Origin of the sequence: Mitsuaria sp. WAJ17 (assembly GCF_014174515.1) — a bacterium.
In the GTDB taxonomy this organism is placed as follows: domain Bacteria; phylum Pseudomonadota; class Gammaproteobacteria; order Burkholderiales; family Burkholderiaceae_C; genus Roseateles_B.
The window spans coordinates 35,351-60,308 of record NZ_JACJUG010000003.1 but is presented as its reverse complement, the minus strand read 5'-3'; the positions used below and the strand labels follow the sequence as shown (position 1 = coordinate 60,308).

General features: G+C 67.6%; 23 protein-coding genes. 11 read left to right on the top strand and 12 right to left on the bottom strand.

Features of this window, described 5'->3' with window-relative positions:
* Nucleotides 1-69: 69 nt before the first annotated feature.
* The 9 genes from H5407_RS03345 to H5407_RS03305 all read right to left on the bottom strand — a co-directional run bounded on the left by H5407_RS03345 (nt 70) and on the right by H5407_RS03305 (nt 7,548).
* Nucleotides 70-585 (bottom strand): hypothetical protein, encoded by a 516-nt coding sequence (locus tag H5407_RS03345; RefSeq protein ID WP_183103014.1) that lies wholly within the window; start codon nt 583-585, stop codon nt 70-72.
* A 26-nt stretch (nt 586-611) separates the two neighbouring features.
* Nucleotides 612-1,856, bottom strand: a complete 1,245-nt coding sequence (fabF, locus tag H5407_RS03340) for a beta-ketoacyl-ACP synthase II (protein ID WP_183103013.1) — start codon at nt 1,854-1,856, stop codon at nt 612-614.
* A 78-nt stretch (nt 1,857-1,934) separates the two neighbouring features.
* Nucleotides 1,935-2,174, bottom strand: a complete 240-nt coding sequence (gene acpP / locus H5407_RS03335) for an acyl carrier protein (RefSeq protein WP_183103012.1) — start codon at nt 2,172-2,174, stop codon at nt 1,935-1,937.
* 173 nt (nt 2,175-2,347) lie between these two features.
* Complete coding sequence (fabG, locus tag H5407_RS03330) at nt 2,348-3,091, bottom strand: 3-oxoacyl-ACP reductase FabG (RefSeq protein WP_183103011.1); 744 nt, start codon at nt 3,089-3,091, stop codon at nt 2,348-2,350.
* Between the two features lie 29 nt (nt 3,092-3,120).
* Complete coding sequence (gene fabD / locus H5407_RS03325; protein ID WP_183103010.1) at nt 3,121-4,062, bottom strand: ACP S-malonyltransferase; 942 nt, start codon at nt 4,060-4,062, stop codon at nt 3,121-3,123.
* Nucleotides 4,063-4,097: 35 nt separating this feature from the next.
* Nucleotides 4,098-5,099: a beta-ketoacyl-ACP synthase III gene (locus tag H5407_RS03320; RefSeq protein ID WP_183103009.1), complete on the bottom strand. Its 1,002-nt coding sequence runs from the start codon at nt 5,097-5,099 to the stop codon at nt 4,098-4,100.
* Entirely contained in the window at nt 5,096-6,214 is a 1,119-nt protein-coding gene (plsX, locus tag H5407_RS03315; RefSeq protein WP_255501046.1) for a phosphate acyltransferase PlsX, read from the bottom strand. The genes H5407_RS03320 and plsX overlap by 4 nt, the downstream gene beginning before the upstream one ends.
* 256 nt (nt 6,215-6,470) lie before the next feature.
* Nucleotides 6,471-6,653 carry a 50S ribosomal protein L32 gene (rpmF, locus tag H5407_RS03310; RefSeq protein WP_183103007.1) on the bottom strand — a complete coding sequence of 61 codons (183 nt, stop codon included), beginning with the start codon at nt 6,651-6,653 and terminating at the stop codon, nt 6,471-6,473.
* A 334-nt stretch (nt 6,654-6,987) separates the two neighbouring features.
* Entirely contained in the window at nt 6,988-7,548 is a 561-nt protein-coding gene (locus H5407_RS03305; RefSeq protein WP_183103006.1) for a DUF177 domain-containing protein, read from the bottom strand.
* A gap of 60 nt (nt 7,549-7,608) precedes the next feature.
* Here H5407_RS03305 and H5407_RS03300 point away from each other — a divergent pair, with 60 nt between their 5' ends.
* Nucleotides 7,609-8,232 (top strand): Maf family nucleotide pyrophosphatase, encoded by a 624-nt coding sequence (locus H5407_RS03300; RefSeq protein ID WP_183103005.1) that lies wholly within the window; start codon nt 7,609-7,611, stop codon nt 8,230-8,232.
* Entirely contained in the window at nt 8,229-9,008 is a 780-nt protein-coding gene (locus tag H5407_RS03295; RefSeq protein ID WP_183103004.1) for an SAM-dependent methyltransferase, read from the top strand. The genes H5407_RS03300 and H5407_RS03295 overlap by 4 nt, the downstream gene beginning before the upstream one ends.
* 67 nt (nt 9,009-9,075) lie before the next feature.
* On the opposite strand, the gene H5407_RS03290 is transcribed toward H5407_RS03295, so the two are convergent.
* Both H5407_RS03290 and H5407_RS03285 read right to left on the bottom strand, forming a co-directional pair.
* Nucleotides 9,076-10,530 carry a DEAD/DEAH box helicase gene (locus H5407_RS03290; RefSeq protein ID WP_183103003.1) on the bottom strand — a complete coding sequence of 485 codons (1,455 nt, stop codon included), beginning with the start codon at nt 10,528-10,530 and terminating at the stop codon, nt 9,076-9,078.
* Between the two features lie 24 nt (nt 10,531-10,554).
* Complete coding sequence (locus H5407_RS03285) at nt 10,555-11,706, bottom strand: glycosyltransferase (protein ID WP_183103002.1); 1,152 nt, start codon at nt 11,704-11,706, stop codon at nt 10,555-10,557.
* Between the two features lie 189 nt (nt 11,707-11,895).
* On the opposite strand from H5407_RS03285, the gene H5407_RS03280 reads away from it, so the two are divergent.
* The 9 genes from H5407_RS03280 to H5407_RS24620 all read left to right on the top strand — a co-directional run bounded on the left by H5407_RS03280 (nt 11,896) and on the right by H5407_RS24620 (nt 24,167).
* A complete protein-coding gene (locus H5407_RS03280; RefSeq protein WP_183103001.1) occupies nt 11,896-13,833 on the top strand; it encodes an SLBB domain-containing protein in 1,938 nt (645 codons plus the stop codon).
* A 19-nt stretch (nt 13,834-13,852) separates the two neighbouring features.
* A complete protein-coding gene (locus H5407_RS03275; protein ID WP_310737607.1) occupies nt 13,853-14,962 on the top strand; it encodes a Wzz/FepE/Etk N-terminal domain-containing protein in 1,110 nt (369 codons plus the stop codon).
* A gap of 100 nt (nt 14,963-15,062) precedes the next feature.
* The gene (locus H5407_RS03270; protein ID WP_183103000.1) at nt 15,063-16,529 is read left to right on the top strand and encodes a lipopolysaccharide biosynthesis protein; all 1,467 of its coding nucleotides are present in this window, start codon (nt 15,063-15,065) and stop codon (nt 16,527-16,529) included.
* A gap of 30 nt (nt 16,530-16,559) precedes the next feature.
* Entirely contained in the window at nt 16,560-17,834 is a 1,275-nt protein-coding gene (locus H5407_RS03265; RefSeq protein ID WP_255501045.1) for an O-antigen polymerase, read from the top strand.
* The gene (locus H5407_RS03260) at nt 17,831-18,751 is read left to right on the top strand and encodes a glycosyltransferase family A protein (RefSeq protein ID WP_183102998.1); all 921 of its coding nucleotides are present in this window, start codon (nt 17,831-17,833) and stop codon (nt 18,749-18,751) included. Before H5407_RS03265 ends, H5407_RS03260 begins: the two co-directional genes overlap by 4 nt.
* Entirely contained in the window at nt 18,748-19,800 is a 1,053-nt protein-coding gene (locus H5407_RS03255) for a glycosyltransferase family 4 protein (protein ID WP_183102997.1), read from the top strand. The genes H5407_RS03260 and H5407_RS03255 overlap by 4 nt, the downstream gene beginning before the upstream one ends.
* Nucleotides 19,797-20,939: a glycosyltransferase gene (locus tag H5407_RS03250; protein WP_183102996.1), complete on the top strand. Its 1,143-nt coding sequence runs from the start codon at nt 19,797-19,799 to the stop codon at nt 20,937-20,939. The genes H5407_RS03255 and H5407_RS03250 overlap by 4 nt, the downstream gene beginning before the upstream one ends.
* Before the next feature lie 23 nt (nt 20,940-20,962).
* On the top strand, nt 20,963-22,888 hold the full coding sequence (gene asnB / locus H5407_RS03245) for an asparagine synthase (glutamine-hydrolyzing) (RefSeq protein WP_183102995.1): 1,926 nt from the start codon (nt 20,963-20,965) through the stop codon (nt 22,886-22,888).
* A gap of 166 nt (nt 22,889-23,054) precedes the next feature.
* Nucleotides 23,055-24,167 (top strand): glycosyltransferase family 4 protein, encoded by a 1,113-nt coding sequence (locus H5407_RS24620; RefSeq protein WP_183102994.1) that lies wholly within the window; start codon nt 23,055-23,057, stop codon nt 24,165-24,167.
* A 29-nt stretch (nt 24,168-24,196) separates the two neighbouring features.
* Here the strand turns inward: H5407_RS24620 and H5407_RS03235 are convergent, their stop codons facing one another.
* Entirely contained in the window at nt 24,197-24,910 is a 714-nt protein-coding gene (locus H5407_RS03235) for a class I SAM-dependent methyltransferase (RefSeq protein ID WP_183102993.1), read from the bottom strand.
* Nucleotides 24,911-24,958 lie beyond the last annotated feature (48 nt).

The window sequence follows — 24,958 nt, the reverse complement described above, 5'->3', positions numbered from 1 at the left end:
CGCTGACCCCGGCCGACTCCTGTGAGGGCGTGCTTGGTGGCAAGCGGGCATGAACGGGCTCAGGCCGCGTCAGGCCGCGTCAGGCCGCAATCCTCGCGCCGAGAACAGTGCCCATCGCAAGGGGCGCCAGAGGCCAGGATGCTGAGCCTTTGACAGCGGCAGGTAGACCGTGGCCCCTCTTGCCCCTCCGGCCGGGCGGCAACCCAGCAGCAGAAAGTCACCGAAGTCCAGCGACACCTGGATCGTGACGGCCTGCAGGACTGCATCCTGCAGCGCCGCGCCGCGAGCATCACCAGCTCGCAAGGCCCATTGCTGGCCGTCCCACAGCAGCTGCCAGACCTCGCGCGCCCGATGCCGCCAGGCCAGCCAACAGACCAGGGGCAGGAGCAGGAGGGTCATCAGTTGGCAGGCGGTCGAGGCTCCAGGCCCCAGCTTGTCAGCGGCCTGGGCCGAAGCCGCCGCCCCTGCCGAGCACAGGGCCAGGGCCCACAGCAGCACAAAGCACAGGCGCCAGGAAAAAGGCACCCGTACCTCCAGCTGGAGGGCGGGCGCCTCGCGTTGACGCTTGGGCAGACGGCGGGACATCACGACCTCGTGACGCCGCGCCGGGCTCAGGCGCGCTTGAAGATCAGCGTGCCGTTGGTGCCGCCGAAGCCGAAGTTGTTCTTGGCGGCGTACTCGATCTTCATTTCACGGGCCACATTGGCACAGTAGTCCAGGTCGCACTCGGGGTCCTGGTTGAAGATGTTGATGGTCGGGGGCGCGACCTGGTTGTGCACGGCCAGCACGGTGAACACCGACTCGATGCCGCCCGCGCCGCCCAGCAGGTGGCCGGTCATGGACTTGGTCGAGGAGATGACCAGCTGTTTGGCATGATCGCCAAAGGCCAGCTTGGTGGCATTGGTCTCGTTGACGTCGCCCAGCGGTGTCGAGGTGCCGTGCGCGTTCATGTACTGCACCTGGTCCGGATTGATGCCGGCATTGCGCAGGGCCGCGCGCATGGAGCGCTTGGGGCCGTCCACGTTCGGGGCGGTCATGTGATAAGCATCGGCACCCATACCGAAGCCGGCCAGCTCGCAGTAGATCTTGGCGCCGCGCTTTTTGGCATGCTCGTACTCTTCGAGCACCAGCACGCCAGCCCCCTCGCCCAGCACAAAGCCGTCGCGGTCCTTGTCCCAGGGGCGGGACGCTGTCTTGGGGTCGTCGTTACGGGTAGACAGCGCACGGGCTGCGGCGAAACCACCCACGCCCAGGGGCGAGACGGTGGACTCGGCACCGCCAGCGATCATGACGTCGGCATCGCCGTACTCGATCAGACGGCCGGCCTCGCCAATGCTGTGCAGGCCGGTGGTGCAGGCGGTCACGATCCCGAGGTTCGGCCCCTGGAAACCGTATTTGATGGAGACGTGGCCCGAGATCATGTTGATGATCGAGGCGGGCACGAAGAAGGGAGAGATGCGGCGCGGTCCGCGCGCCGTCAGCTCGGCATGGGTTTCCTCGATCATCGGCAGACCGCCAATGCCCGAGCCCACGAGCACACCGATGCGCTCGGCCTGCTCTTCAGTCAGCTGATCGTTGGTCGCAAGGCCGGCATCCCGCACCGCCTGGATGGACGCAGCCAGGCCGAAGTGGATGAAGCGGTCCATGGTCCGCGCTTCTTTGGTCGACATGTAGTCGCCAACCTCAAAGCCCTTGACCTCCCCCGCGAACTGGCAGGCAAAGTTGCTGGCATCGAAACGGGTGATGCGATCAATGCCGGATTGACCAGCCAGGATGTTGGCCCAGCCCTCAGCCACCGTGTTGCCCACGGGGCTGATCAGACCGAGACCGGTGACGACAACGCGACGACGGCTCATGCGATCAGCAGATTCTTTGAAGACATACCGCGGGGCACGAAGGCCCCGTGGTCCAGAGGGCGCGAGGCCCCGTGGCCCTTAGGCCTTCTGGTTCTTGACAGCGTAGTCGATCGCCAGTTGGACGGTGGTGATCTTCTCGGCTTCTTCGTCGGGGATCTCGATGCCGAACTCGTCTTCGAGTGCCATCACCAGTTCCACGGTGTCCAGAGAATCAGCGCCCAGATCGGCGACAAAGGCCTTCTCGTTGCTCACATCGGCTTCGGGCACGCCGAGTTGCTCGGCGATGATTTTCTTGACACGTGCTTCGATATCGCTCATGACTCCTCCAAGAGGGGTTTGCAAAGGAACAACCCGGGATTCTAAGGCTTCTAGAGTGACACCCCTAGCGGGGTCCCGAACGAGCGTGTCCGGGCACTCAGAAGATCCTTCACCGGCCGGGGGAATCCGGTGGGCCGCAGGCCCGCAGGCCCGCAACCACAAAGGGGTCTAACTCAGTTCATGAACATGCCGCCGTTGACGTGCAGCTCGGTGCCAGTGATGTACGCGGCCTCGGGCGACGCCAGGAAAGCGACGGCGTGGGCGATCTCCCGGGGTTCACCCAGGCGACCGGCAGGGATCTGGCCCAGCAGCGCGGCCTTCTGGGCCTCGGGCAGGACTTCGGTCATGTCGGTGGCGATGAAGCCGGGGGCCACGCAGTTCACGGTAATGCCGCGGCTGCCCAGTTCGCGCGCCAGGGAGCGGGTCATGCCAGCCACGCCCGCCTTGGCAGCAGCATAGTTGGCCTGGCCCGGATTGCCCGAGGCGCCCACCACCGAGGTGATGTTCACGATGCGGCCGAAGCGCGCTTTCATCATGGTGCGCATCACCGCGCGGCTCATGCGGAACACGGCCTTGAGGTTGGTGTCCATCACCGCGTCCCAGTCCTCGTCCTTCATGCGCATGGCGAGGGTATCGCGGGTGATGCCGGCGTTGTTGACCAGCACATGGAGGCCGCCATTCGTCTTGACGATGTCATCGACCGCTGCATCGCAGGCAGCGGCGTCATTGACGTTCAGGACGACGCCTCGGCCGCCCAGGGGTGCCAGGGCCTCGCTGATGCCAGCCGCGCCGGATTCGCTGGTGGCCGTGCCGATGACGGTGTAGCCCTTCTCGGCCAGGGCCTGGGCGATGGCGCGGCCGATGCCGCGGCTGGCGCCGGTGACCAGGGCCACCTGGCCCTTGATGGTGTCGCTCATGATGGTGTGTCTCGTGGGTTTTGTTCTGTTCAGCCCAGCAGGGTCCGCGCCTCGGCCAGGCTGGCCGGGTCGAGCACCGTGGCACTCTGGATCTCAGCATCAACGCGCTTGGCCAGGCCGGCCAGCACCTTGCCCGGACCGCATTCGATCACATGGCTGATGCCGCGCGCCTTCATGGCCTGCACAATCTCCACCCAGCGCACCGGGCCAAAGGCCTGACGGTACAAGGCATCGCGCAGGGCGTCAGCATCAGCACTGATGCCCACGTCGATGTTGTTGATGACGGGGATGGTCATGGCCTTGAAGTCCACCGCAGCCAGGCGCTCGCGCAGGCGATCGGCGGCCGGCTTCATCAGGCTGGAATGAAAGGGTGCCGAGACGGCCAGGGGCAGCGCGCGCTTGGCGCCCGCGGCCTTGAGCACTTCGCAGGCCTTGTCCACGCCGGCCTTGGTGCCGGCGATGACGGTCTGCTTGGGGTCGTTGAAGTTGACCGCTTCCACGGCCTCGCCCACGGCCTGGGCCGCAGCGGCACAGCCCTCGCGCACGGCGGCTGCGTCCAGGCCCAGGATGGCCGCCATGGCGCCCACGCCCACCGGCACGGCCTCCTGCATGGCCTGGGCACGGAAGCGCACCAGGGGCAAAGCCTCGGCCAGGCTCAAGGCCTCGGCGGCAACCAGGGCGGTGTACTCTCCCAGGGAATGGCCGGCGGCCACGGCGGGCTTCAGGCCGGTCTCGGCCAGCCAAGCGCGGTAGCAGGCGATACCGGCGGTCAGCATCACGGGCTGGGTGTTGGTGGTCAGGTCAAGTTGGTCCTTGGGACCGTTCTTGATCAGGGCGCCCAGGTCCTCGCCCAGGGCGGCGGAGGCCTCTTCCAGGGTGCGGCGCACCTCGGGGTGATCGCCCCAGGCGTCCAGCATGCCCACGGTCTGAGAACCCTGGCCGGGAAACACGAATGCAAAGCTCGCGCTCATCGTCTCGTCTCTTTCTTATGCAGTGGAGCTGGGGATCAGAGGTCCAGCAGGACCGCACCCCAGGTGAAACCGCCGCCCACGCCTTCCAGCATGACGGTCTCGCCCTTCTTGATCTGGCCCGAACGGACTGCGACATCCAAGGCCAGCGGGATCGATGCGGCCGAGGTATTGCCATGCTGATCCACCGTCACCACCAGTTTCTCAAGCGGCAGTTTCAGTTTCTTGGCAGTCCCCTGCATGATGCGGATATTGGCCTGGTGGGGGATCAGCCAGTCGATGTCGGCGTCGGTCCTGCCGGCCTTCTCGAGCACGGCACGAGCCACCTTCTCCAGCACACCCACGGCCAGCTTGAACACGGCCTGGCCGTCCATCTTCAGCAACGGGTGGCCCAGCACCTGGCCGCCCGACACGGTACCCGGCGTGCAGAGGATGTCCACGTGGCGGCCGTCGGCATGCAGCTGGCTGGCCAGGATGCCCGGGGTCTCGCTGGCACCCAGCACCACGGCGCCCGCGCCGTCACCGAACAGCACGCAGGTGGTGCGATCCTTGAAATCGAGGATGCGCGAAAAGGTCTCAGCGCCGATCACCAGGGCCTTGCTGGCAGCGCCGCTCTTGATCATGGCATCGGCCACGGTCAGGCCGTAGACGAAGCCCGAGCACACCGCCTGCACGTCGAAGGCGGCGCAGCCGGCGACGCCCAGCTTCTGCTGCAGCAGACAGGCGGTGGAGGGGAAAACCATGTCCGGCGTGGACGTGGCGACGATGATGAGGTCGATCTCCTCGGCTGCCACACCGGCCGCCTGCAACGCCGCGCGGGCGGCGGGCAGGGCCAGGTCGCTGGAGGTCTGGTCCGGTGCCGCGAAGTGGCGGGCGCGGATGCCAGTGCGCTCGACGATCCATTCGTCGGAGGTCTCGACGCCATCACGGGCCAACTGGGCGGCCAGTTCGGCGTTGGTCAGGCGTTGTTCGGGGAGGTAGCTTCCGGTTCCCAGGATGCGGGAGTAGCGCGGCGCAGTCAGAGAGGAACTTGTAGTCATGCAGCATGGACGGCCGAGGCCGCCTTGTCTCCTGCACCACCTGACTCACCCGGCAGGCTGGCGTCCGCGGTGGCGGGCATGGCCTGCAGCGTGGCGATGATGCGGTCGTGAACCCGGTCGAGCAGCCGGTTGCGGGCGGCATCATACGCCCTGTTCAACGCTGTCTCGAAAGCGACAGCGTCGGCCGAACCGTGGCTCTTGAAGACCAGGCCCTTGAGCCCCAGCAGAGCCGCGCCATTGAGCCGGCGGTGGTCCACCCGGCTCTTGAAGCGCTGCAGGATAGGCAGGGCCAGCAGGGCCACCAGCTTGGTCAGCAGGTTGCGGCTGAACTCGATGCGGATGAAGGTCGAGATCATGGAAGCGAGGCCTTCGGCCGTCTTCAGGGCCACGTTGCCCACGAAGCCGTCGCAGACCACCACGTCGGCGGTGGCCTTGAAGATGTCATTGCCTTCCACGTTGCCATGGAAGTTGATCTGGCCGGCGGCGTCGGCGGCGCGCAGCAGTTCGCCGGCGCGCTTGATGGTCTCGTTGCCCTTGATCATCTCCTCGCCGATGTTCAGCAACCCCACGCGAGGCTCAGCCTTGCCTTCCACCGCGCTGACCAGGGCGCTGCCCATCACGGCGAATTGCAGCAGGTGCTCGGCGCTGCAGTCCACATTGGCGCCCAGATCCAGCATGGTGGTGAAGCCGCCGGTCTGGTTAGGCATGACGCTGGCGATAGCCGGACGGTCGATGCCCTCCAGCGTCTTGAGCAGGTAGCGCGAGACCGCCATCAGGGCACCGGTGTTGCCGGCCGAAACACAAGCATGGGCACGCGGCTGCTCGCCCTCCGCCGCCTTGAGCTGCTGGATGGCCACGCGCATGGAGGAGTCCTTCTTGCGCCGCAGGGCCACCTCGACGGGATCGTCCATGGTGACGACTTCGCTGGCCGGCACGATCTCGCAGCGCGGCCAGGATCGCGCCTCCTTCAGGGCCTCGGGCTGACCCACGAGCAGCAGGCCGGCCTCCGGGTGGGCCGCCAGGAAAGCACGGCAGGCCGGCAGCGTGATGCTGGGGCCATGGTCCCCGCCCATGCAGTCCACTGCCAGGCGGATCAGGCCGGGAGCCGCGGACATGGGCGCGTTCGATTCAGGAGAGGACATCAGGATTCGGACCGGAACTGGGCGCATCGCCGACCGCGCGGTCGGCATTGCTTGCGCAAGCCGCGCACCTTACGCGAGCCCCGCAGAGCGGGCAAGCGGACACACCCTGTAGCGAGCCCCTCATTGCAAGAGCTCAAGCACAAAAGCCCGGCAACGCGTCAAGCAGCGAGCCGGGCTTTTCACAGACTGTCATTGACTGAGGCACCACAGCAGGTGCCCTGCAGTTCAATCAGGCGTCTGCCTTGGTCTTCAGGACCTTGCGACCACGATAGAAGCCGTTGGGGCTGATGTGGTGACGCAGATGCACTTCACCGGTGGTGGGCTCGACGGCAGTGCCCGGATTGGTCAGGGCATTGTGCGAACGGTGCATACCACGCTTGGAAGGCGACTTCTTGTTTTGCTGAACGGCCATGGTGAATTCTCCTGGGGCTTCGGTGATTTGAGGCTTGCTCGGCGGGTCCAGGCACTCACCAGCACGAATCGCTGACCTGCATCCGGACATTGCCCGAAAAGCCGCCACCGCGTGAATCGTGCGTGTACCCGCTACCGACGCCTCGGCATCCCGTCCTTTGCCGCCCACATCACCAGAAATGAAACTGGATCACTGAAGAGCAAAGCGGGGAAAGCCTGCGATTCTAGCACGGCTTGGGGCCCTTGAGAATGCCATCACTACAAAACACGTATCAACAAGACTCCGGACCCCCGCAGGCGCCCGGCCCTCAAGCCGATGCCGCGCTGAGCCACCCTTACTGCGGGCGGCCCTTGCCCTTGAGCACCGCCAGCGCGGCGAAGGGATGGGGCTTTTCGTCCTGGGCGGGCTCGGGCAGGTCCTCGTCGGCATGAACCAGGGGCTGCGGGCATTCCTCGTGACGCGGCACCAGGGGCAACTCCAGCAGCAACTCGTCCTCGATCAGCTCGCGCAGATCCAGGGAGCGGCTCATGGCCAGGACGTCTTCGTCGCTGTCGGCGTCCAGCTGGGCGGCCAGGTCCTCGTCGCGCACGAAGCGCAGGCTGCGCTGCACGGCCACGGGCTGGGCATAGGGCTGCAGGCAGCGCTGGCAGACCAGGGAAACCGCCCCCTCCGCCTCCAGGTGCAGCCAGGTCTGCGGCTCGGCAGCGCGCGGGCTCAGGCGCTCGCCCCGCACGGACCAGCGCAGCGGCGGCCAACTGGCGGCCGGGGATTCCTCGGAAGCCGACTCCGCCAGGCGCGGCAGATCGACCATGGACCATTCCCCTTGCAACTCGCCGGCGTCGCGGGCGAAGGCCTCGACGTCGAGCTTCAGGGGATCGAAATGACGCTGTTTCATAGGCTCAAGTGTACGAGCGCCCCTCGTGGACGCCGCCGCCGCAATGGGACAATCCGGCCCATGAGCTCCTCCCTGCCCCCTATCCAGGACGCCGCGGACGCCCGCCTGATCCTGGGCTCCACCTCCCGCTACCGTCGCGAGCTGCTGCAGCGACTGCGCCTGCCTTTCGCGGTCTGCGCACCCGCGGTTGATGAAACACCCGCGCCCGGCGAAGCCCCGGCAGCACTGGCACGCCGCCTGGCCCTGGCCAAGGCCCACGAGGTGGCGGCACGCTTCCCGCAGGCACTGGTGATCGGCTCCGACCAGGTGGCCGACCTTGAGGGCCAGCCCGTCGGCAAGCCCGGCACGCACGAGCGCGCCGTTGAACAGCTGCGCGCGATGCGCGGCAGGACCATCGTCTTCCAGACGGCGGTGGCGGTGGTTTGCCGGGCCCGCGGCTTCGAGGCGCAAGACCTGGCCCCCGTCTCGGTACGCTTTCGGGACCTGAGCGATGCCGAGATCGAGCACTACCTCCGCACCGAGCAGCCCTACGACTGCGCCGGCAGCGCCAAGTCCGAGGGGCTGGGCATCGCCCTGCTGGACGCCATCGATTCCGACGACCCCACGGCCCTCATCGGCCTGCCCCTGATCCGCGTGGCCCGCATGCTGCGTGAAGGCGGCCTGAACCCGCTGGTGGCCGCATGACGGCATCCGCCCCCAGCAAGGGCCGCCTGGTCCTGATGCCCAACACCCTGGACTTCGGCATCGAGGGCGAGGCCGTGGATCTGCGCCAGGTGATCCCCGATGAGGTCCTGCGCCGCGCGGCAAGCCTGCAGCACTGGGCCGCCGAGAACGCCAAGACCACGCGAGCCTTCCTCAAGCGCGTCGATGCCCTGCACCCCCTGGCCCGCCCGCTGCAGGAGTTGCAGATCCATGAGCTGCCACGAGCCCCCAAGGGCGGCAGGCCCGCTGCGGGCGACGATGCGGCCTGGCAGGCCCTGCTCGCTCCGGCATTGGCCGGCCATGACACCGGGCTGATCTCGGAGGCCGGGCTCCCGGCCGTGGCCGACCCGGGCGCGCGACTCGTGGCCCTGGCGCATCAGGCGGGCATCGAGGTCCTGCCGCTGAGTGGCCCCTCGTCCCTGCTGATGGCCCTGGCGGCCAGCGGGCTCAATGGCCAGAGCTTCGCCTTCGTGGGGTATCTGCCGGTGGAGGCCGCGGCCCGCACGGCGCGCCTGAGGGAGCTGGAGCAGCTCTCGCAGCGCTTCCAGCAGACCCAGCTAATGATAGAGACGCCCTACCGCAATGAGGCCCTGTTGGACGCACTGTTGGCCAGCCTGCGCCCCGAGACTCGCCTCACGCTCAGCTGCGGCCTGACCCTCGCGCAGGGCTTCAGCTGCAGCGGCACGGTGGCGCAATGGCGCAAGAAGCGCCCGGCCCTGCCGGACAAGGTGCCCGCCGTCTTCGGCCTGCTGGCCTGATCGCAAACGCATGAGAAAGGCCCGCTGCTGCGGGCCTTTTGCCTTTTGTCTGCCGGGCGCGGCGGGATCAGGACTCGCTGGACGCGACCGCCGGCTTGGCGCCGAACAGTGCCGCCACCTTTTTCTTGGGCTTGATGTAGCTGCTCAGCCCCTTGGCCGGGGTCGCTGCCGCGCCCCGCTCCCAGGCGGGCGGCTCCTCGGCGCTCTGGGGCTCGTAGGGCTTCTCGAAGAAGGCGTCGCGGGGTGCCGAGGGCGCGGGCCGGGGCGCGGGGCGCGGCGACGGTGCGGCGCTCGCCGAGCCCCCCTCGCGGCGATCCTCCCAGTCCCGGCGCGGGCGGCGGGGGCGGTCGTCCTCGAGCTCGCAGGGCTCCAGGTCCAGCTTACGCTTGATGAGCTTCTCGATGTCGGCGACCAGGCGGGCGTCGGAGCGGGTCACCAGCGTGATGGCGATGCCCGACGCACCAGCACGGCCGGTGCGTCCGATGCGGTGGACGTAGTCCTCGGCATTGAAGGGCACATCGAAGTTGAAGACTGCCGGCAGGTCGGCGATGTCCAGGCCGCGGGCGGCGACATCGGTCGCCACCAGCAGGTCCACCTCGCCGCGCTTGAAGGCGTCCAGGGACTTCAGTCGCTCGTCCTGCGACTTGTCGCCATGCAGGGCCGCGGTGCGCAGGCCGTCGCGCTCGAAGGAGCGAGCCAGGCGGGCGGCACCCAGCTTGGAGTTCACGAAGACGATGGCCTGCTTGATCTCGCGCTGGCGCAGGATCTGGCAGATGGTGCGGCGCTTGTCGTCGTCCTCGACGCTGTAGAAGCGCTGCTCCACCGTGGAGGCCGTGGCATTGGGGCGGGCCACCTCGATCAGCTCGGGGTTCTGCAGATAGCTCTGGGCCAGGCGCTTGATCTCGGGCGAGAAGGTGGCCGAGAACAGCAGGGTCTGGCGCTGCTTGGGCAGATAGCTGAGGATGCGCTGCAGGTCAGGCAGGAAGCCGATGTCCAGCATGCGATCGGCCTCATCCAGCACCACGTACTCGACCTGGTTCAGCACGGCCGTCTTGGCCTCGATGTGGTCCAGCAGGCGACCCGGCGTGGCGATCAGCACCTCGACGCCGCGGCGCAGTTCTTCCATCTGCGGCTTGATGTCGATGCCACCGAAGACGCAGGCCACGCGCAGCTGGCTGTGCTTGGCATAGGCTTTGACGTTGTTGGCGACCTGGTCGGCCAGCTCGCGAGTGGGGGCCAGACACAGGGCACGCACCGGATGGCGGGCCGGGGAGGCACTGGCGTTCTCATGGCGCAGCATGCGCTGCAGCAGCGGGATGGAGAAGGCGGCCGTCTTGCCGGTACCCGTCTGGGCGGCACCCATCACGTCGCGCCCGGCCAGCACGACCGGGATGGCCTTGGCCTGGATGGGCGTCATCGTCGCGTAGCCCTGGTCGGCCACGGCGCGCAGCAGCTTGGCGTCCAGGGGCAGCGTATCGAAGCGCGCAGGAGTGGCTTCGGCAGTCATGGTGGTGTCGGTCATAGCCCTCTATTATCGCCAAGGCGCCTATTTTGTCGGTCTGGCCGTCAAACGGCGTCGGCTGCGCCCCCCAAACAGGCGCCTGCGGCGATGCGGAGCGAGCCAGCGCGGCGTCCTGAACCGGACGATGCGCCAGTAGATGACGACATAGACGAAGCCGAACAGCACGATGCAGGCCGCCAGCATGCGGCTCGAGTCCCAGAACAGCAGCGCGGGGATCAGCGACAGCGTGCACAGCGCCCAAAGATAGGGAGCGGTCATAGAGTTGCGGCGCGTCAGGTGCCGTGCATCTGTCTGGCCTGAGGCCCAGCGCATCACCCGGCGGTAGATCAGCGAATGCAGGTGGATGCCGTCCGGCAGCCCGGGCGGCACGGAGCGGATGAACTTGCGCCGGTAGATGGAGAACACCGTCTCGAACACCGGATAGATGCAGACCATCAGCGGGAACAGCGGCGAGACCTGCTCATAGCGGGAGATCAGCACGATGCCCAGTTCGGCCAGAAAGAAGCCCAGGAAGTAGGCGCCGCCGTCTCCCAGGAAGATCAGACCGGCCGGGAAGTTCCAGACGAAGAAGCCGAGGATGGCCCCCACACCGGCCACCGACCAGAACAGCAGCTCCCTATCATGGACCTCATAGGCCACGTAGCCGATGGCCATCAGCATCAGGCTCACGCACATGGTCGATAGCCCGTTGAAGCCATCGACGATGTTGACGGCATTGGCCACACCGGCCACCGCGAAGATCGTGGCGAGCAGCGCCCCCAGGCCGGTGGACACCAGCAGGTCCAGCCCAGGGATGTCGGTCCGGGTGATGGCGGCACTCAGGAAAGCGACACCCAGGGCCGCACTGACCGAGGTCGCCAGCAACCGGACCGGCGGACTGACCCGCTTGGTCAGATCCTCGATCAGGCCGAAGGCAAAGGCCGGAACACCGCACAGCAGAATGCCCGTGCCAAACCGGGCAATGCCTGCCTCGCCGCGGAAATGGGCCCAGGCCACCATCAGCCACAAGGCCGCATACATGCCCACGCCGCCAATGCGCGGCACGGGGCGCGCATGGAACTTCTGAGGGCCAGACAGGTCTCCGTCGGTCGACAGGTGCGAATGCACGCCCGCTGATTTCAGCACCAGCAGAGTCAGCACCGCAGAGGCAAGCAAGGGCAGGAAAAAGGTCAACATGGCGCGCAGTGTACGAGGCCGACCTCGGCAGCCCATCATGCTGGCACTAGAATCGCGCCGCCGCGTTCTCGCGGTGATCTCCTGAAACTGACCATGAGCACTCGTCGAGCGCAGCGCCTGAACTGTCTTCAATCCCGGCCTCTGCCCGCACGGAGTCCGCTCTTGACCGCTTGCGCCAGGGCATGGGCCTTGAGCACCGTCCTTGCCCTGGGCTTTCTTGCGCCTTCGCACGCACAAAGTTACCTGGAAAGCGAATCGTCACAAACTCGCGGCACGCAGCAACGCGAATCGACGAATGAACAGGACGACACCCGATCGACCACACGGCTGCGTCAGAACTCCAACCGCCAGGACGAGCGCGGCAACCTGACCGACAAGGAACGCCTCAACGAGGACTCCTTGCTGCGCCGTCGCAAGACGCCCTACGTGGCCAGCGAGTTCGAACGCTACGTGCAGAAGGCGCTGGGCCAGGACAAGAAGGTCGAAAGCCGTGAGGGTCTGGCCGAGGAGGAGCTGGTGCCGCCGACCATCAAGCGCTTCGGCGCCGAACTGCTGCTGCCCACGGTCGAGGACCTGCGCAAGGAACCCAGCAGCAATGCAGGCACCACCGTGCCCCCGGACTACGTGCTGGGCGTCGGTGACGAGGTGATGGTCAACGTCTGGGGCGCCGTGGACGCAGACCTGCGCCTGGTTGTCGATCGGGCGGGGCGCATCGCCATCCCGCGCGTGGGCCCGATCCTGGTCGCCGGCGTGCGCTTTGCCGATCTCAATAACGTACTGCGTCAGCGCATCGGCACCGTCTTCAAGAACTTCCAGGTGACCGCCAGCCTCGGCCGCCTGCGCGCCGTGCGCGTCTACGTGACTGGCTTCGCCCAGCGCCCCGGTGCGCACACCGTCAGCGGTCTGTCGACGCTGGTCAATGCCCTCATCGAGGCCGGCGGCCCATCGCCTTCCGGCAGCTTCCGCCGCATCGAGCTGCGTCGCGGTGGCGAGCTGGTCACCACCCTGGACTTCTACAAGCTGCTCATCAAGGGCGACAAGACCGCTGACCGGGTGCTGCAGGCGGAGGACGTCATCTACGTCGGCCCCTCGGGCCCGCAGGTGGCCATCGTGGGCAGCGTCAACAAGCCTGCCATCTTCGAGATGAGCCCGACAGAGACGCTCGACGACGTGCTGAACATGGCCGGCGGTTTCAACGCCGTGGCGGACACCAGCCGCGTCGCGGTGCAGCGCATCGACTTCACCCAGGAGGACCAGGTGGTGGAATTCCACCTGCCCGCCCAGGCCTCCACCCGGTTGAAGAACGGCGACATCGTGCGCACCTTCAGCCTGGTCTCGCTGGCCCATCCCCGCGACGCCCGCAGCAAGCGTGTCCGCGTGGAAGGCGAGGTGCTCCGTCCGGGCGAGTACGTGCTGCCGGCCAAGAGCACGCTGTCGGATGCCATCGCCATGGCCGGTGGAGTAACGCCGCAGGCCTACATCTTCGGCACCGAGTTCACCCGGGAGAGCGTGCGCCTGTCCCAGCAGGAGAACTACGACAGGGCCCTGCGTGACCTGGAAACCGAGTTCACCCGCAGTACCTCGACCCAGCGCGCCCTGTCGGCCGACGAGGCCGCTGCGCAAACCGCCCGGGCCAGCGGCGCGACGCGCCTGATCGAACGCCTGCGGACTGTGCGCCCCAACGGCCGCATCGTGCTGCAGCTGGCGCCCACCGCGTCCGCCCTGCCCAAGCTTATGGTCGAGGACGGCGACCGCATCAGCATTCCCGCCAAGCCCAACACCGTGGCCGTGTTCGGCAGCGTGTTCAATGGCGGCAGCTATCTCTATACGGATGGCAGCTCCATCGAGGACGCCCTGCGGCAGGCCGGCGGCCCCACCCGAGGCGCCGACACCAACAGCGTGTTCGTGCTGCGCGCCAACGGCAGCGTGGTCAGCACGCGCCAGAGCAACAGCGGCTGGCTCAGCATGGGCCAGTCCTTCTCGGGCATTGCAGCCCTCCCCGGCGATACGGTGTTCGTGCCTGAAGAGTTGAACAAGACCACCTTTGCCCAAGAGGCCAAGGAGTGGACGCAGATCCTGTACCAGTTCGGCCTTGGTGTGGCTGCCTTGAAGACCCTTCAGAAGTGAGGCCGAGAACGTGACGTCCGTGAGTTCCTCTCCGATCCCCGTGACCAGCGCGCCGCAGGCCGAGACCTGGTCCTCCATCCTGTCCCCGGTCCGGGCGCAATGGCTGCGGCTGAGCGCCGGCTCTGTGCTGATCGGCTGCATCGGCCTCGGCATCAGCTTCATCGTTCCGCCGACGTTCACGGCCCGGACCCAGGTGCTGCCCCCGGTGCAGCAGCAGTCCGGCGCCATGGCCGCCATGGCTTCGCTGGGCGCGCTGTCAGGCCTGCTTGGTGGGATGGGCGGCGGAGGCAAGAACACGGCCGAGCAGTACGTGGGCCTGCTGCAGAGCGAGACCGTCGTCGATCGCATGGTCGAGCGCTTCAAGCTGGTCCAGCTGTATGAGTCCAAGTACCGGGTGGACGCACGCAAAGAGTTGGCCGGAAACACACGCGTCTCCATCGGCAAGAAGGATGGGCTGATCGCCATCGAGGTCGATGACGAAAGCCCGCAGCGCGCGGCTGACATGGCCAATGCCTACGTGGAGGAGTTGCAGCGCCTGTCGTCCTCCCTGGACATCACCGAAGCCCAGCAGCGCCGCTCCTTCTTCGAACGACAGCTCAAGCAGGCCCGGGCTGACCTGGACAAGGCCCAGGAAGGCCTCGCGGCCTCGGGCTTCACCGAATCCACGCTGCGTGCAGAACCCAAGGCGGCGGCCGATAGCTTCGCCCGCCTCAAGGCCACCCTGACGGCCGCCGAGGTGAAGCTCCGCGGCCTGGAGGCGACGATGACGTCGGCCGCACCGGAAGTGCAGCAGCAGCAGAGCATCGTCGCAAGCCTGCGCAGCCAGGTCCAGCAATTCGCCGACGACGAGGGCAGCAAGAGCAAGTCCAGCTATGTGAGCGCCTATCGCAACTACCGCTACAACGAACTGCTGGTGGAGCTCTTTGCCAAGCAGTTTGAACTGGCACGCATGGATGAGGCCCGCGAGGGCGGCACCCTGCAGGTCGTCGACAAGGCCCTGGTGCCGGAACGCAAGAGCAAGCCCAAACGCTCGGTCGTCGGGCTGCTGACCACGCTGGGCGCCTTCGTGGTGCTGAGCTGCCTGCTGATCCTGCGCGAGCAGCGCCGACGCCCGGCCGCACGGCCATGAGGGCTGGCGGCTTGTCGGCGTCCCGCCTGCCCTCCGGCCGCGCGAATGTCGTCCCTGATCCGGAGGCGTTGACGCGCCCGCCGGTGCCGAGCCGCGCAATATGGGACTGAGGGACGCATGGGCCTATCTGGCCCTGCGGGTGTTCAATGGCGTGCTGGCCTTTGTCTCTCTGGGGTGCCTGACACACTGGCTGGATGCGGCGGCGTATGGGCGATATGCGCTGGCCTTCGGGCTCATCGGCGCCGTGGCCTCCATCGGTTTCCAGTGGCTGGGCACTGCCACCGGACGCTTCTACGCCGTGCATAGCGCCGCGCCACAGCCCCTGCTGGTCACTGTGCTGCGGGCCTGGGGGGCCCTGAGTGCAGGCCTGCTGGCGCTGGCCTGGCTGGTGCATGCGCTGGGATGGCAGACGCTGTTCAGCCCCACGGACTGGCTGCTGGTGAGCACAGGCGCAGCACTGATGGGCCTGTTCAATCTTTTCCTCCAGTGGGCCAATGCCAGCGCTGAGCCCCGCCGCTACGGGCGGCTGACGGTGGTGCGCGCAGGCCTGACCCTGGGCCTGGCGACCCTGCTGCTGTACTGGCCGGGGTTGCCCGGAATCTGGCCCCGCGAGACGCTGGCGCTGGCCAGCGCGGTGACCGCGCTCATCGTGGCCTGCGCCGTGTCCGGCATTGCTCGACCCGCCACGCTGCGGTCTGCCGGGACCGTGCCCCTGGGCCCTCTGGCACGCTATGGACTGCCCCAGGCGGGCGGCTTTCTGGCCATCATGGTGCTGGACCAGGGCGATCGCTTCATCATCCAGCACTGGCATGGCAGTGCCGCCGTCGGAGGCTACGCAGCCGGCTACGACCTCGCCCAGCAGAGCATGGGCGTACTGCTGAACGTGTTCTACCTGGGCGCTTTTCCTCACCTGGTGCGCCTGCATGAGCAGGGTGACCGGCCAGCGGCCCAGCGCCTGTACGTGCAGACGGCGGAGACGGTGATGCTGGTGGCAGGTCTTGCCGCCGCCTTCTTCATCGTGCTGGCGCCGGCCATCGCGGGCCTGATCTTCGGCCCCGGCGTCTCCTCGCAGGCCGCACAGGTCATGCCCTGGATCGCCGTTGCCATCGGCCTGGGCGGCATCAAGGCCTACGTGCTTGACTTGGGCTTCCAACTCCACAAGCGGACCCAGGACGCCCTGCTGCTGACCGCCCTGATGGCCCTGCTGAACATCGGTCTCAACCTGTGGCTGGTGCCCCGTCACGGCGCCGTCGCCTCGGCCTGGAGCGCCGTGGCCAGCTTCGGCGCCGGTGCTGCTGTCAGCTACTACTGGGGGCGCCGCCAGGCGCAGATGCCCGCCCTGGGCCTCAGGATGCTGAAGCCTGTGGCCTGCACGACGGCGGCCCTGGCTGTCGGTGCCGCGATGCGGGTCCTGTCAGAGGGGCGGACTGATTCCCTTCTGCTGAGGCTGGTGGCGTGCGGCGCAGCCATGGCGGCCAGCTACCTGCTGCTCGCCTGGCTCCTGAACGCGGCAGACCTGCGGCAACTCGTCAAGCGCCGGCTGCAGCGATCTCCGGCGGGGCACTGAGGCACAATCCACCCCCTGCTCCCCCTGATCATGGCGCCCGTCGGACTCATTCTTCTCCTGTTGGCCTACACCCTGTGGACACGCACACGGGATATGGCCCAGCCCGGCGCGGTGCTGGCCGGCACCTGGGGCATCACCCTGCTGCTGATCGCACTGGTTCAGCAGGCCGGCTTCTATGAGGTGCGCCCGCCTGCGCTGCTGCTGTTCCTGACCGGCATCGTGGCCTTCGTGATCGGCAGCGAGGGCGGCGCCTTCCTGGCCGCACGTGTGCCCGCCCCCCTGAACCCCGCTGCCCATCCCGCACTGGACTATCGGCGCCTGGCGCAGTTTGCGTTGCTGGCCCATTGCGTCATGGTGCCGGTCTGGGTGCTGGAGATCCTCGCCATCGGCGGAGACACCGACAACTTCCTCTACTTCGCGCTCCAGCTCCGAAACAAGAGCGTCTACGAGGATGAGACGCTCGGCCCGCTGACCGGCAACTACCTGGTGCTGGGGCTCATTGTCATTGCCATCCTGTCCTATGGCGTGCTGAAGAATGCCGTCAGTTTGCGCCTCACCCTGGCCGCAGCCCTGCCCTGGGTGCTGATGAACCTCCTCAGCAACGGGCGAGCGGGGCTGGTCCAGCTGACCCTGGTCATCGCCTACCTCCGTCTGATCAACGGGCGCAAGCTACATCTCGGGTCCATTCTGGGTATTTTCGGCCTGTTCCTGCTGGTCTTCGGCGGGGGCGCGGTGCTGGTTAGCAAGGGCGGACTCGAGAACGCGAGCGAGCTGGGCGAGGGCGCGCTTCTGATCCTCAACAACCTGGGCGAGTACGCGCTGCAAGGGCCCATCCTCTTCTCCAAGTACCTGGAGGGTGACGGCCTCTTCATCAAGCCCACCTGGGACGCGCTCAAGGTCCCCTGCGCCATGCTTAGCAAGCTGGGCATGTGCAGCGTGGGTTCGCAGCACCAAGACTTCGTCTTCTTCGGGAATGACGACCGCATCGGCAACGTCTACACGGTCTTCTTCTCGCTGTACCCGAAGTACGGCGTCGTCGGCACGGTGCTGCTGCTGGCCGGCTATGGCGCCTGGGTCCGCTACCACCACGAGCGCGCGCGCCTGCAGACGTCCACGGTGCACATGATGACAGCGGGCTACCTGTTCGGGGCCATTGTGCTGTCCATCTTCTCGGACAGCTTCCTGACCATGCTGAACTTCCTGGCCAAGCTGTGGCTGGTCTGCTGGCTGCTGGCGCGCCTGCTTCCGGCCCGCCCGCCGACCGCCCCCGGCGGCGATGCGGCCGCCTGCCCCGCTGAGTCATGACGACACCCTTGTTCACCGTCTTCACACCGACCTACAACCGGGCCCACACCCTGCATCGCGTCCATGAAAGCCTGCTTGCGCAGACATTCAAGGACTTCGAATGGCTGATCGTCGATGACGGCTCCACTGACGCAACGGCAGCACTGGTGGCGCAATGGCAGCAGGAAGGGCGGCTGCAGATCCGGCTGGTGACGCAGGCCAACCGCGGCAAGCATTTCGCCTACAACAGGGGCGTCCGCGAGGCGCGTGGCGAACTGTTCCTCGCCTTCGACTCGGATGACAGCTGCGTTGCGGAAACACTGGCCGTCTTGCGGGAGGCGTGGCTCGGCATTCCCGAGGCCGTCCGTCCCTCGTTCTCCGGCGTAAGCTGTCTGTGCCGCGACGAGGCTGGCGTCGTCCTGGGCGGCCCGCTGCCCGCGTCCAGCATTGACGGGCATCCGCACAAGCTGCTCCCCCAGTTGGGCCGTCATGCGGAGATGTGGGGCATCCATCGCACCGACATCCTGCGTGATCATCCCTTCCCCGAGTTCGATGGCGAGAAGTTCGTCCCCGAGGGCCTGGTCTGGAACCGCATCTCCAGGCGTTACCAGGTACGGCACATCAACCAGGCGCTGCGCATCTATCACGACTCGGCAGACTCGCTCTCCCGAAAGATGGTCGATCTCCGCCATCGCAGCCCCCGAGGCAGCAGCCTCTACTACGCCGAGCTGCTGCAGGACTGCGAACGCCCAGGGCAGATGCTGCGCTGCGCGGCCAATTTGGCACGCTACCAGCCCGAGTCAGCAGCCACGCAACAGGCCGGCGGCGGTGTTCCGTTGCGCCTGCGCGCCTGGTTCTGGGCCGGCGTCGCGCTGGGCCAGGCCCTGCGGTGGCGGGATTCGAGGCGGGCCCATGCGGCCCGCGGGCTTGACGCATGATGGACGGACAGCACAGTGGCGCAGGGACGGTCGGACGCGAGCTGACCGTGGCCGGACTCACGCAAGGCCTGCTGCAGCCCAGCACGCGCTTCCGTTGGTCCCAGTACCGCACGCTGTTCCAGGATGCCGGGCTGGACACGCGAGACCTGCATGCCCGCTTCAGCGCCTATCCGCCGCAGGCCGGATGGCAGCGCCCTGTCTGGGGGCTGGCCGCCCTGGCCGATGCCCGGCTGCGTGTGGCCCGGGCAAACCGGGAAGCCAACCTCGCCTTCCTCCAGCGGCATCTGCTGTCGACGCTGCACACCGCCGAACGGGCGCTGAAGATCCCCTACGTCTTTGACGTGGACGATGCCATCTTCCTGGGCACCCGCGGCGAATCGGCGGACGCGATTGCACGGGGCGCCAGGCACATCGTCTGCGGCAATGCCTTCCTGGCCGATCACTTCCAGCGCTTCGGCCCCGTCACCATCCTGCCGACGGCCGTCGATACCGACCATTTCACGGTCCGCAGCGCGCCGCCCGTGCGCCCGACCCTGGGATGGTCCGGCAGCTCCAGCGGCTTCACCTATCTCTACGCTATCGAGGACGCCCTGGCCCAGGTGATGCGCGCGCTACCGCAGGTGCAGCTGCACATCGTGGCGGACCGCCCGCCGGCCTTCGCCAAGCTGCCGCCGGAGCGCGTGCACTTCACGCGCTGGCAGCCGGACATCGAGGTGGAGGTCCTGAAGACCTTCACCGTCGGCCTCATGCCCCTGGAAGACTCCCCCTGGGCCCGGGGCAAGTGCAGCTTCAAGATGCTGACCTACATGTCCTGCGCCCTGCCCTGCGTCGTATCACCGGTCGGTATGAACCGGGAAGTGCTGGACCTGGGCGCCTGCGGCCTGGCCGCCGAGGGCGCGCAGTCCTGGGCCGACGCGCTGCATGCGCTGCTGAGCGACGAAGCCATGGCCTGGTCCCTGGGGCAGACGGGCCGCCGCATTGTGGAACAGCACTTTGCTCGCCGGGTCGTGGGTGCGCAGCTGGTCGAGCTGCTGAGGCGCGAGGTATGAGCGGCACTCCCCCGCAGGTCGTGCACATCATCACAGGGCTGCAGCAGGGCGGTGCCGAGTCCATGCTGCACAAGCTGCTGTCAGAAGCCCGGCAACAGAACCCCGAGATCACGCAGTGCGTCTATGCCCTGGGGCAATCCGGCGTGGTCGGTGAACGCCTGCGTGCGCAGGGCATCGAGGTCCGGGCCCTGGGCCTGTCTCCGCGCCTGGGCAACCCCTGGGTGCTGCGCCCCCTGTGGCAGCACCTGCGCCAGCTGCCGGCCGGCAGCGTCGTCCAGACCTGGATGTACCACGGTGACCTGATCGGCGGCCTGCTGGCCTACGCAGCTGGGCAGCGACGCATCGTGTGGAACATCCGCCAGAGCGGCATCGGCCCCGCGGACATCGGGCGCTCGACGCGCTGGGTCGTGCGCCTGTGCGCCCGGCTCTCGCATTGGCTGCCCCGCAGGATCGTCACCAACGCGCGGACGGCCGAGGCCGTTCATGTGGCCGCGGGCTATGCGGCGTCGCGATTCGTCTGGATCGGCAATGGCTTCGACACACAGCGCTTCAGCTTCCAGCCCGAGGGCCGGCAGCGCCTGCGCCAGCAACTGGGTGTGGGGGAGCACGAGCTGCTGATCGGCAATGTGGCCCGCAACGACCCGCAAAAGGACCTCGGCAACTTCGTGACCATGGCGAAGCACGTGCACCAGCAGCAGGGCAAGGCCCGCTTCCTGATCGCCGGCCGCGGCGTGCCGGCCTCCACCGCCTTGCGCGCCCAGATCGCGGCAGCCGGGCTCGATCAGGCCTTCCTGCTGCTGGACGAACAGCAGGACGTGCCGGCCCTGATGTCCGCGCTGGACCTGTTCTGCCTCAGCTCCCGCGCGGAAGGGTTCCCCAATGTCCTGGGCGAAGCCATGGCCTGCGAGCGGCCCTGCGTCAGCAGCGACTGCGGCGACGCTGCCAGCGTCCTCGGCAACCCGCGCTGGATTGCCCCCATCTCCGACCCGGCAGCCCTGGCAGACAGGGTGAGCGCGCTCCTGGCCCTGCCGGGCGAGCAACGGCAGCAGCTCGGGATCGGCCATCGCCAGCGGATACAGTCCAGCTTCAGCGTCGCCAGCATCTGGCAAGACTACCTGACCCTCTACCGCTCTCTCTGAGCGAGCGACAGACCTTCCCCATCATGTGCGGCATTACCGGATTCCTCTCGTCCTCCCCTGGCCACGCCGAAGGCATGCAGGCACAGCTCCAGCGCATGTGCGACGCCATCGCGCATCGCGGCCCTGACAGCGATGGCTTCTGGGTGGATGCCCCGGCCCAGGTCGCGCTGGGGCACCGCCGGCTGGCCATCGTCGATCTGTCCCCCCAGGGTCACCAGCCGATGCGCTCCGCCTGCGGCCGCTACATGCTGGTGTTCAACGGCGAGATCTACAACCACCAGGCCCTGCGCAAGGCACTGCCCGAGCAGGCCTGGCGCGGGCACTCGGACACCGAGACCATGCTGGCCGCCATCACGCACTGGGGCTTCGAGGCCACGCTGCAGCGCATGGTCGGCATGTTCGCCATCGTGGCCTGGGACGCCCAGGAGCGTCAGCTGCTGATGGCCCGGGACCGCATGGGTGAGAAGCCGCTGTACTACGGCAGGCTCCCGAACGGAGACTTCGTCTTCGGCTCCGAGCTGAAGGCACTGCGTGCGCACAGCGCCTGGCAGGGGCACATCAACCGTGATGCCTTGGCCCTCTACCTGCGGCACAACGCCATCCCCGGCGAGCATTCCATCTTCACCGGCATCGCCAAGCTGCCCCCAGGGCACTGGATGGCCGTGCGGCACGACGGGAGCGTGCGGCAGCAGTGCTACTGGCGCCTTCAGGACGTCGCCAGCCAGGCCTGCGCCAACCGGCCTGCGTGCAGCGACCAGGAAGCCATCGATGGCCTGGAGCAGTTGCTGGGCTCCGTCATCCGCGACCAGATGGTGGCCGATGTGCCGCTGGGCGCCTTCCTCTCGGGCGGTGTCGATTCCTCGGCCATCGTGGCCCTGATGCAGCGCCAGAGCACCCGGCCGGTCCGCACCTTCTCAATCGGCTTCGACCAGGAGGCCTACAACGAGGCCGAGCACGCCCAGGCCGTGGCCCGCCACCTGGGCACCGATCACACCGAGCTCTACGTCACCGCCCAGGATGCGCTCGACGTGATCCCGCGCCTGCCCCAGATCTACGACGAGCCCTTTGCCGATTCCTCCCAGATCCCCACCTATCTGGTCGCCAAAATGGCGCGCCAGCATGTCACGGTGGCGTTGTCCGGCGATGCGGGGGACGAGCTCTTCCTCGGCTACAACCGCTATCTGATCGCGCATCGCCTGTGGCGCCAGCTGGGGCGCCTGCCCCTGCCCCTGCGCAAGGCGGCGGCGGCGATGGTGCTGCGCATCAGCCCCGACACGCTGACCCGGCTGGGCAGCCGCATCCCCTCGCTGAAGGCCCATGGCCCGCTGGGCGACAAGCTGCACAAGTTTGCCAACCTCGTGCTGCCAGCCCACGATGCCGCGGACATGTACCGGCGCCTCATCTCTCACCAGGCCGATCCCGAAGCCTGGGTGCACCAGGCGCATGAGCCGGCCACACTGCTCAGCCCGGGCGCCCTGCCCTCCATGCCCTCCGAGGTCGAACAGATGGCGCTGGCAGACCAGCTCACCTATCTGCCGGACGACATCCTGGTCAAGGTCGATCGGGCCGCCATGGCCGTGAGCCTGGAGACGCGCGTCCCGCTGCTGGACCACCGCGTGGTCGAGCATGCGTGGACCCTGGACATGAAGCACAAGATCCGCGACGGGCAGACCAAGTGGCTGCTGCGCGAGGTGCTGTACCGCCACGTGCCGCGCGCTCTGATCGAGCGCCCCAAGAAAGGCTTCGCCGTTCCACTGGACAGCTGGTTGCGCGGACCGCTGCAGGCCTGGGCCGATGACCTGCTGTCCCTGCCTCGCCTCAAGGCGGCCGGCATCCTCGACGCGCAGCGCGTCAGCACCCTCTGGGCCGAGCATCGCTCCGGTCGCCGCAACTGGCAGTACCAGCTGTGGGACGTGCTCATGTTCGAGGCCTGGCGGGATTCGCTCTGAGCCAGCGCAGCAGGCCTTGCGGGCCTGCCTGCGATGGCACAATCGGCTACTCCTCTGCCGCTTCCCACACCGTGCCCCTTCCGCTTTCCGAGACCCTGCTGCTGCCATCGAACAGGCCGCCTGCTAACTGCGCCGCCCGTGCATGGTTTGACCGGGGAGCCCGGGCGTGAAGGTCGCGATCGTGGCCAACTCGGCCTGGTACCTGCAGAACTTTCGCCTGGCTCTGGCGCGCCACCTGAAGGGACAGGGTCATGACATCGTCTTCATCGCCCCGGCCGATGGCTACGAGTCCAGGTTGCAGGAGGCCGGCTTCGGCTTCGCCCCCTGGTCCCTGGCCAGCGCCGGGGTCAATCCCTTCACCGAGCTGGGCGCCGTGCTGTCCCTGCGTCGCATGTTGAAGGCGCAAGGCGCGCAGGCGGTGCTGGCCTACACGCCCAAGGGCAATATCTATTCAGGTCTTGCGCTCAAGGGCCGCCCCTGCCGGTTCCTTCCCAACATCTCCGGCCTGGGCCGCGCCTTCATCGCGCCGGGCCCGCTGACGGCCCTGGTCACCCGGCTCTACAAGCACGCGCTCTCGGATGCAGACCGCGTACTCTTTCAGAACGAGGATGACCGGCGGGCCTTCGTCGAGCAGTTCCGCATCGTCCCCGAGGCCCTGGGCATGCGGCTGCCGGGTTCAGGCGTCGATCTTCAGCGCTTCCAGCCGCCTGCGCGAGCGGTGGCCTCAGGCACGAGCCGACGCTTCCTCTTCGTAGGTCGGCTGCTGCGCGACAAGGGCGTGGTCGAGTTCGTCGAGGCAGCGCGCCGCATCCATGCCGACTGTCCGGACTGCGAGTTCGTGATGCTGGGCTCGTCCAGGTCCACCAACCCCGCAGCCGTCAGCGCCGAGCAGCTGGGGCAATGGCTGGCCGAAGGCTTTGTGCGCCATGTCGAGCAGCTGGACGACGTTCGCGATGAGCTGGGCCAGGCCGACTGCGTGGTGCTGCCCTCCTACCGTGAAGGCGTGCCACGCAGCCTGCTCGAAGCGGCGGCGATGGCCAGGCCTGTCATCACGACGGACGCCCCCGGGTGCCGGGACACGGTGCTCAACGGCCAGACGGGTCTGCTCTGTGAAGTCCGCAGCGCCGCGGCCCTGGAGCAAGCCATGCGCCGGCTGCTGGCCATGCCGGCGGCCCGGTGGCAGGCCATGGGCCAGGAGGGACGGCGCTTCGTCGAAGCCCATTTCAGCGAGCAGCGGGTGCTGGACACCTACGCCCGACTCCTGGAGCCCACTCGCTGAGCCCCGCGAGCCAGGTCAGTTGGACCGGCTCAAACCGAGAAGAGCCGCCACAGCCGACGGCGCAGACGCAGCGTCGCGCGCCACAGCCAGGCGCGCTGCTGGTCCTGGTTCCAGCGCTGCGGGTTCAGCAGTTGATCCAGCTGCGGATGGCGCAGTCCGTTGCGGAAGCGCAGAGGACCGTCCACGATGCGGCGCGGGAAATCGCCGGCATGCACCTCGTCACGCAGGAAGACCGCGACCTGGTCCGCCCAGATGTCGTCCTCCTGCTCCCCCGTGTAGGACTCCAGCAGCGCCGTGGCATACCCTCGCGAACGGGCCCAGCGGGCCAGGGCCATGCCGCTGTCGGGATAGAAGCGCCAGCAGTCCACGGGATAGCGGTGGAACTCGCCGCCGGAGGGCGCATTCAGGTAGAACAGCCCGCTCGGCTTCAGGACGCGCTGGATCTCGAGAAAGCTCTGCCAGAAGAACTCCGAATGCTCGAAGCAGGAGGAGCTGAGGATGGCATCCACGCTGCCGTCTTCGAAGGGCAGCACGTAGGGGTCGTCGAGCACGACGTCCACGCCCGGCGCAGCCTCCAGGTCCACGCCGATGTAATCCAGGCCCTGCGGCGCGACGTCACGCAGCGAGCCGTTGACGTTGCGCGCGCCGATTTCCACGACGCGCAGGCGCTGCCCGGCCTGCATCCGCGGTGTCACGTAGACATCGAAGAAACGTCGGGCGTTCTTGAGCGCGGTTGCATGCATGTCGCGGATCCAGCGTTGCGGAGTCGATGAGACCGGGGGAGCCGGCGG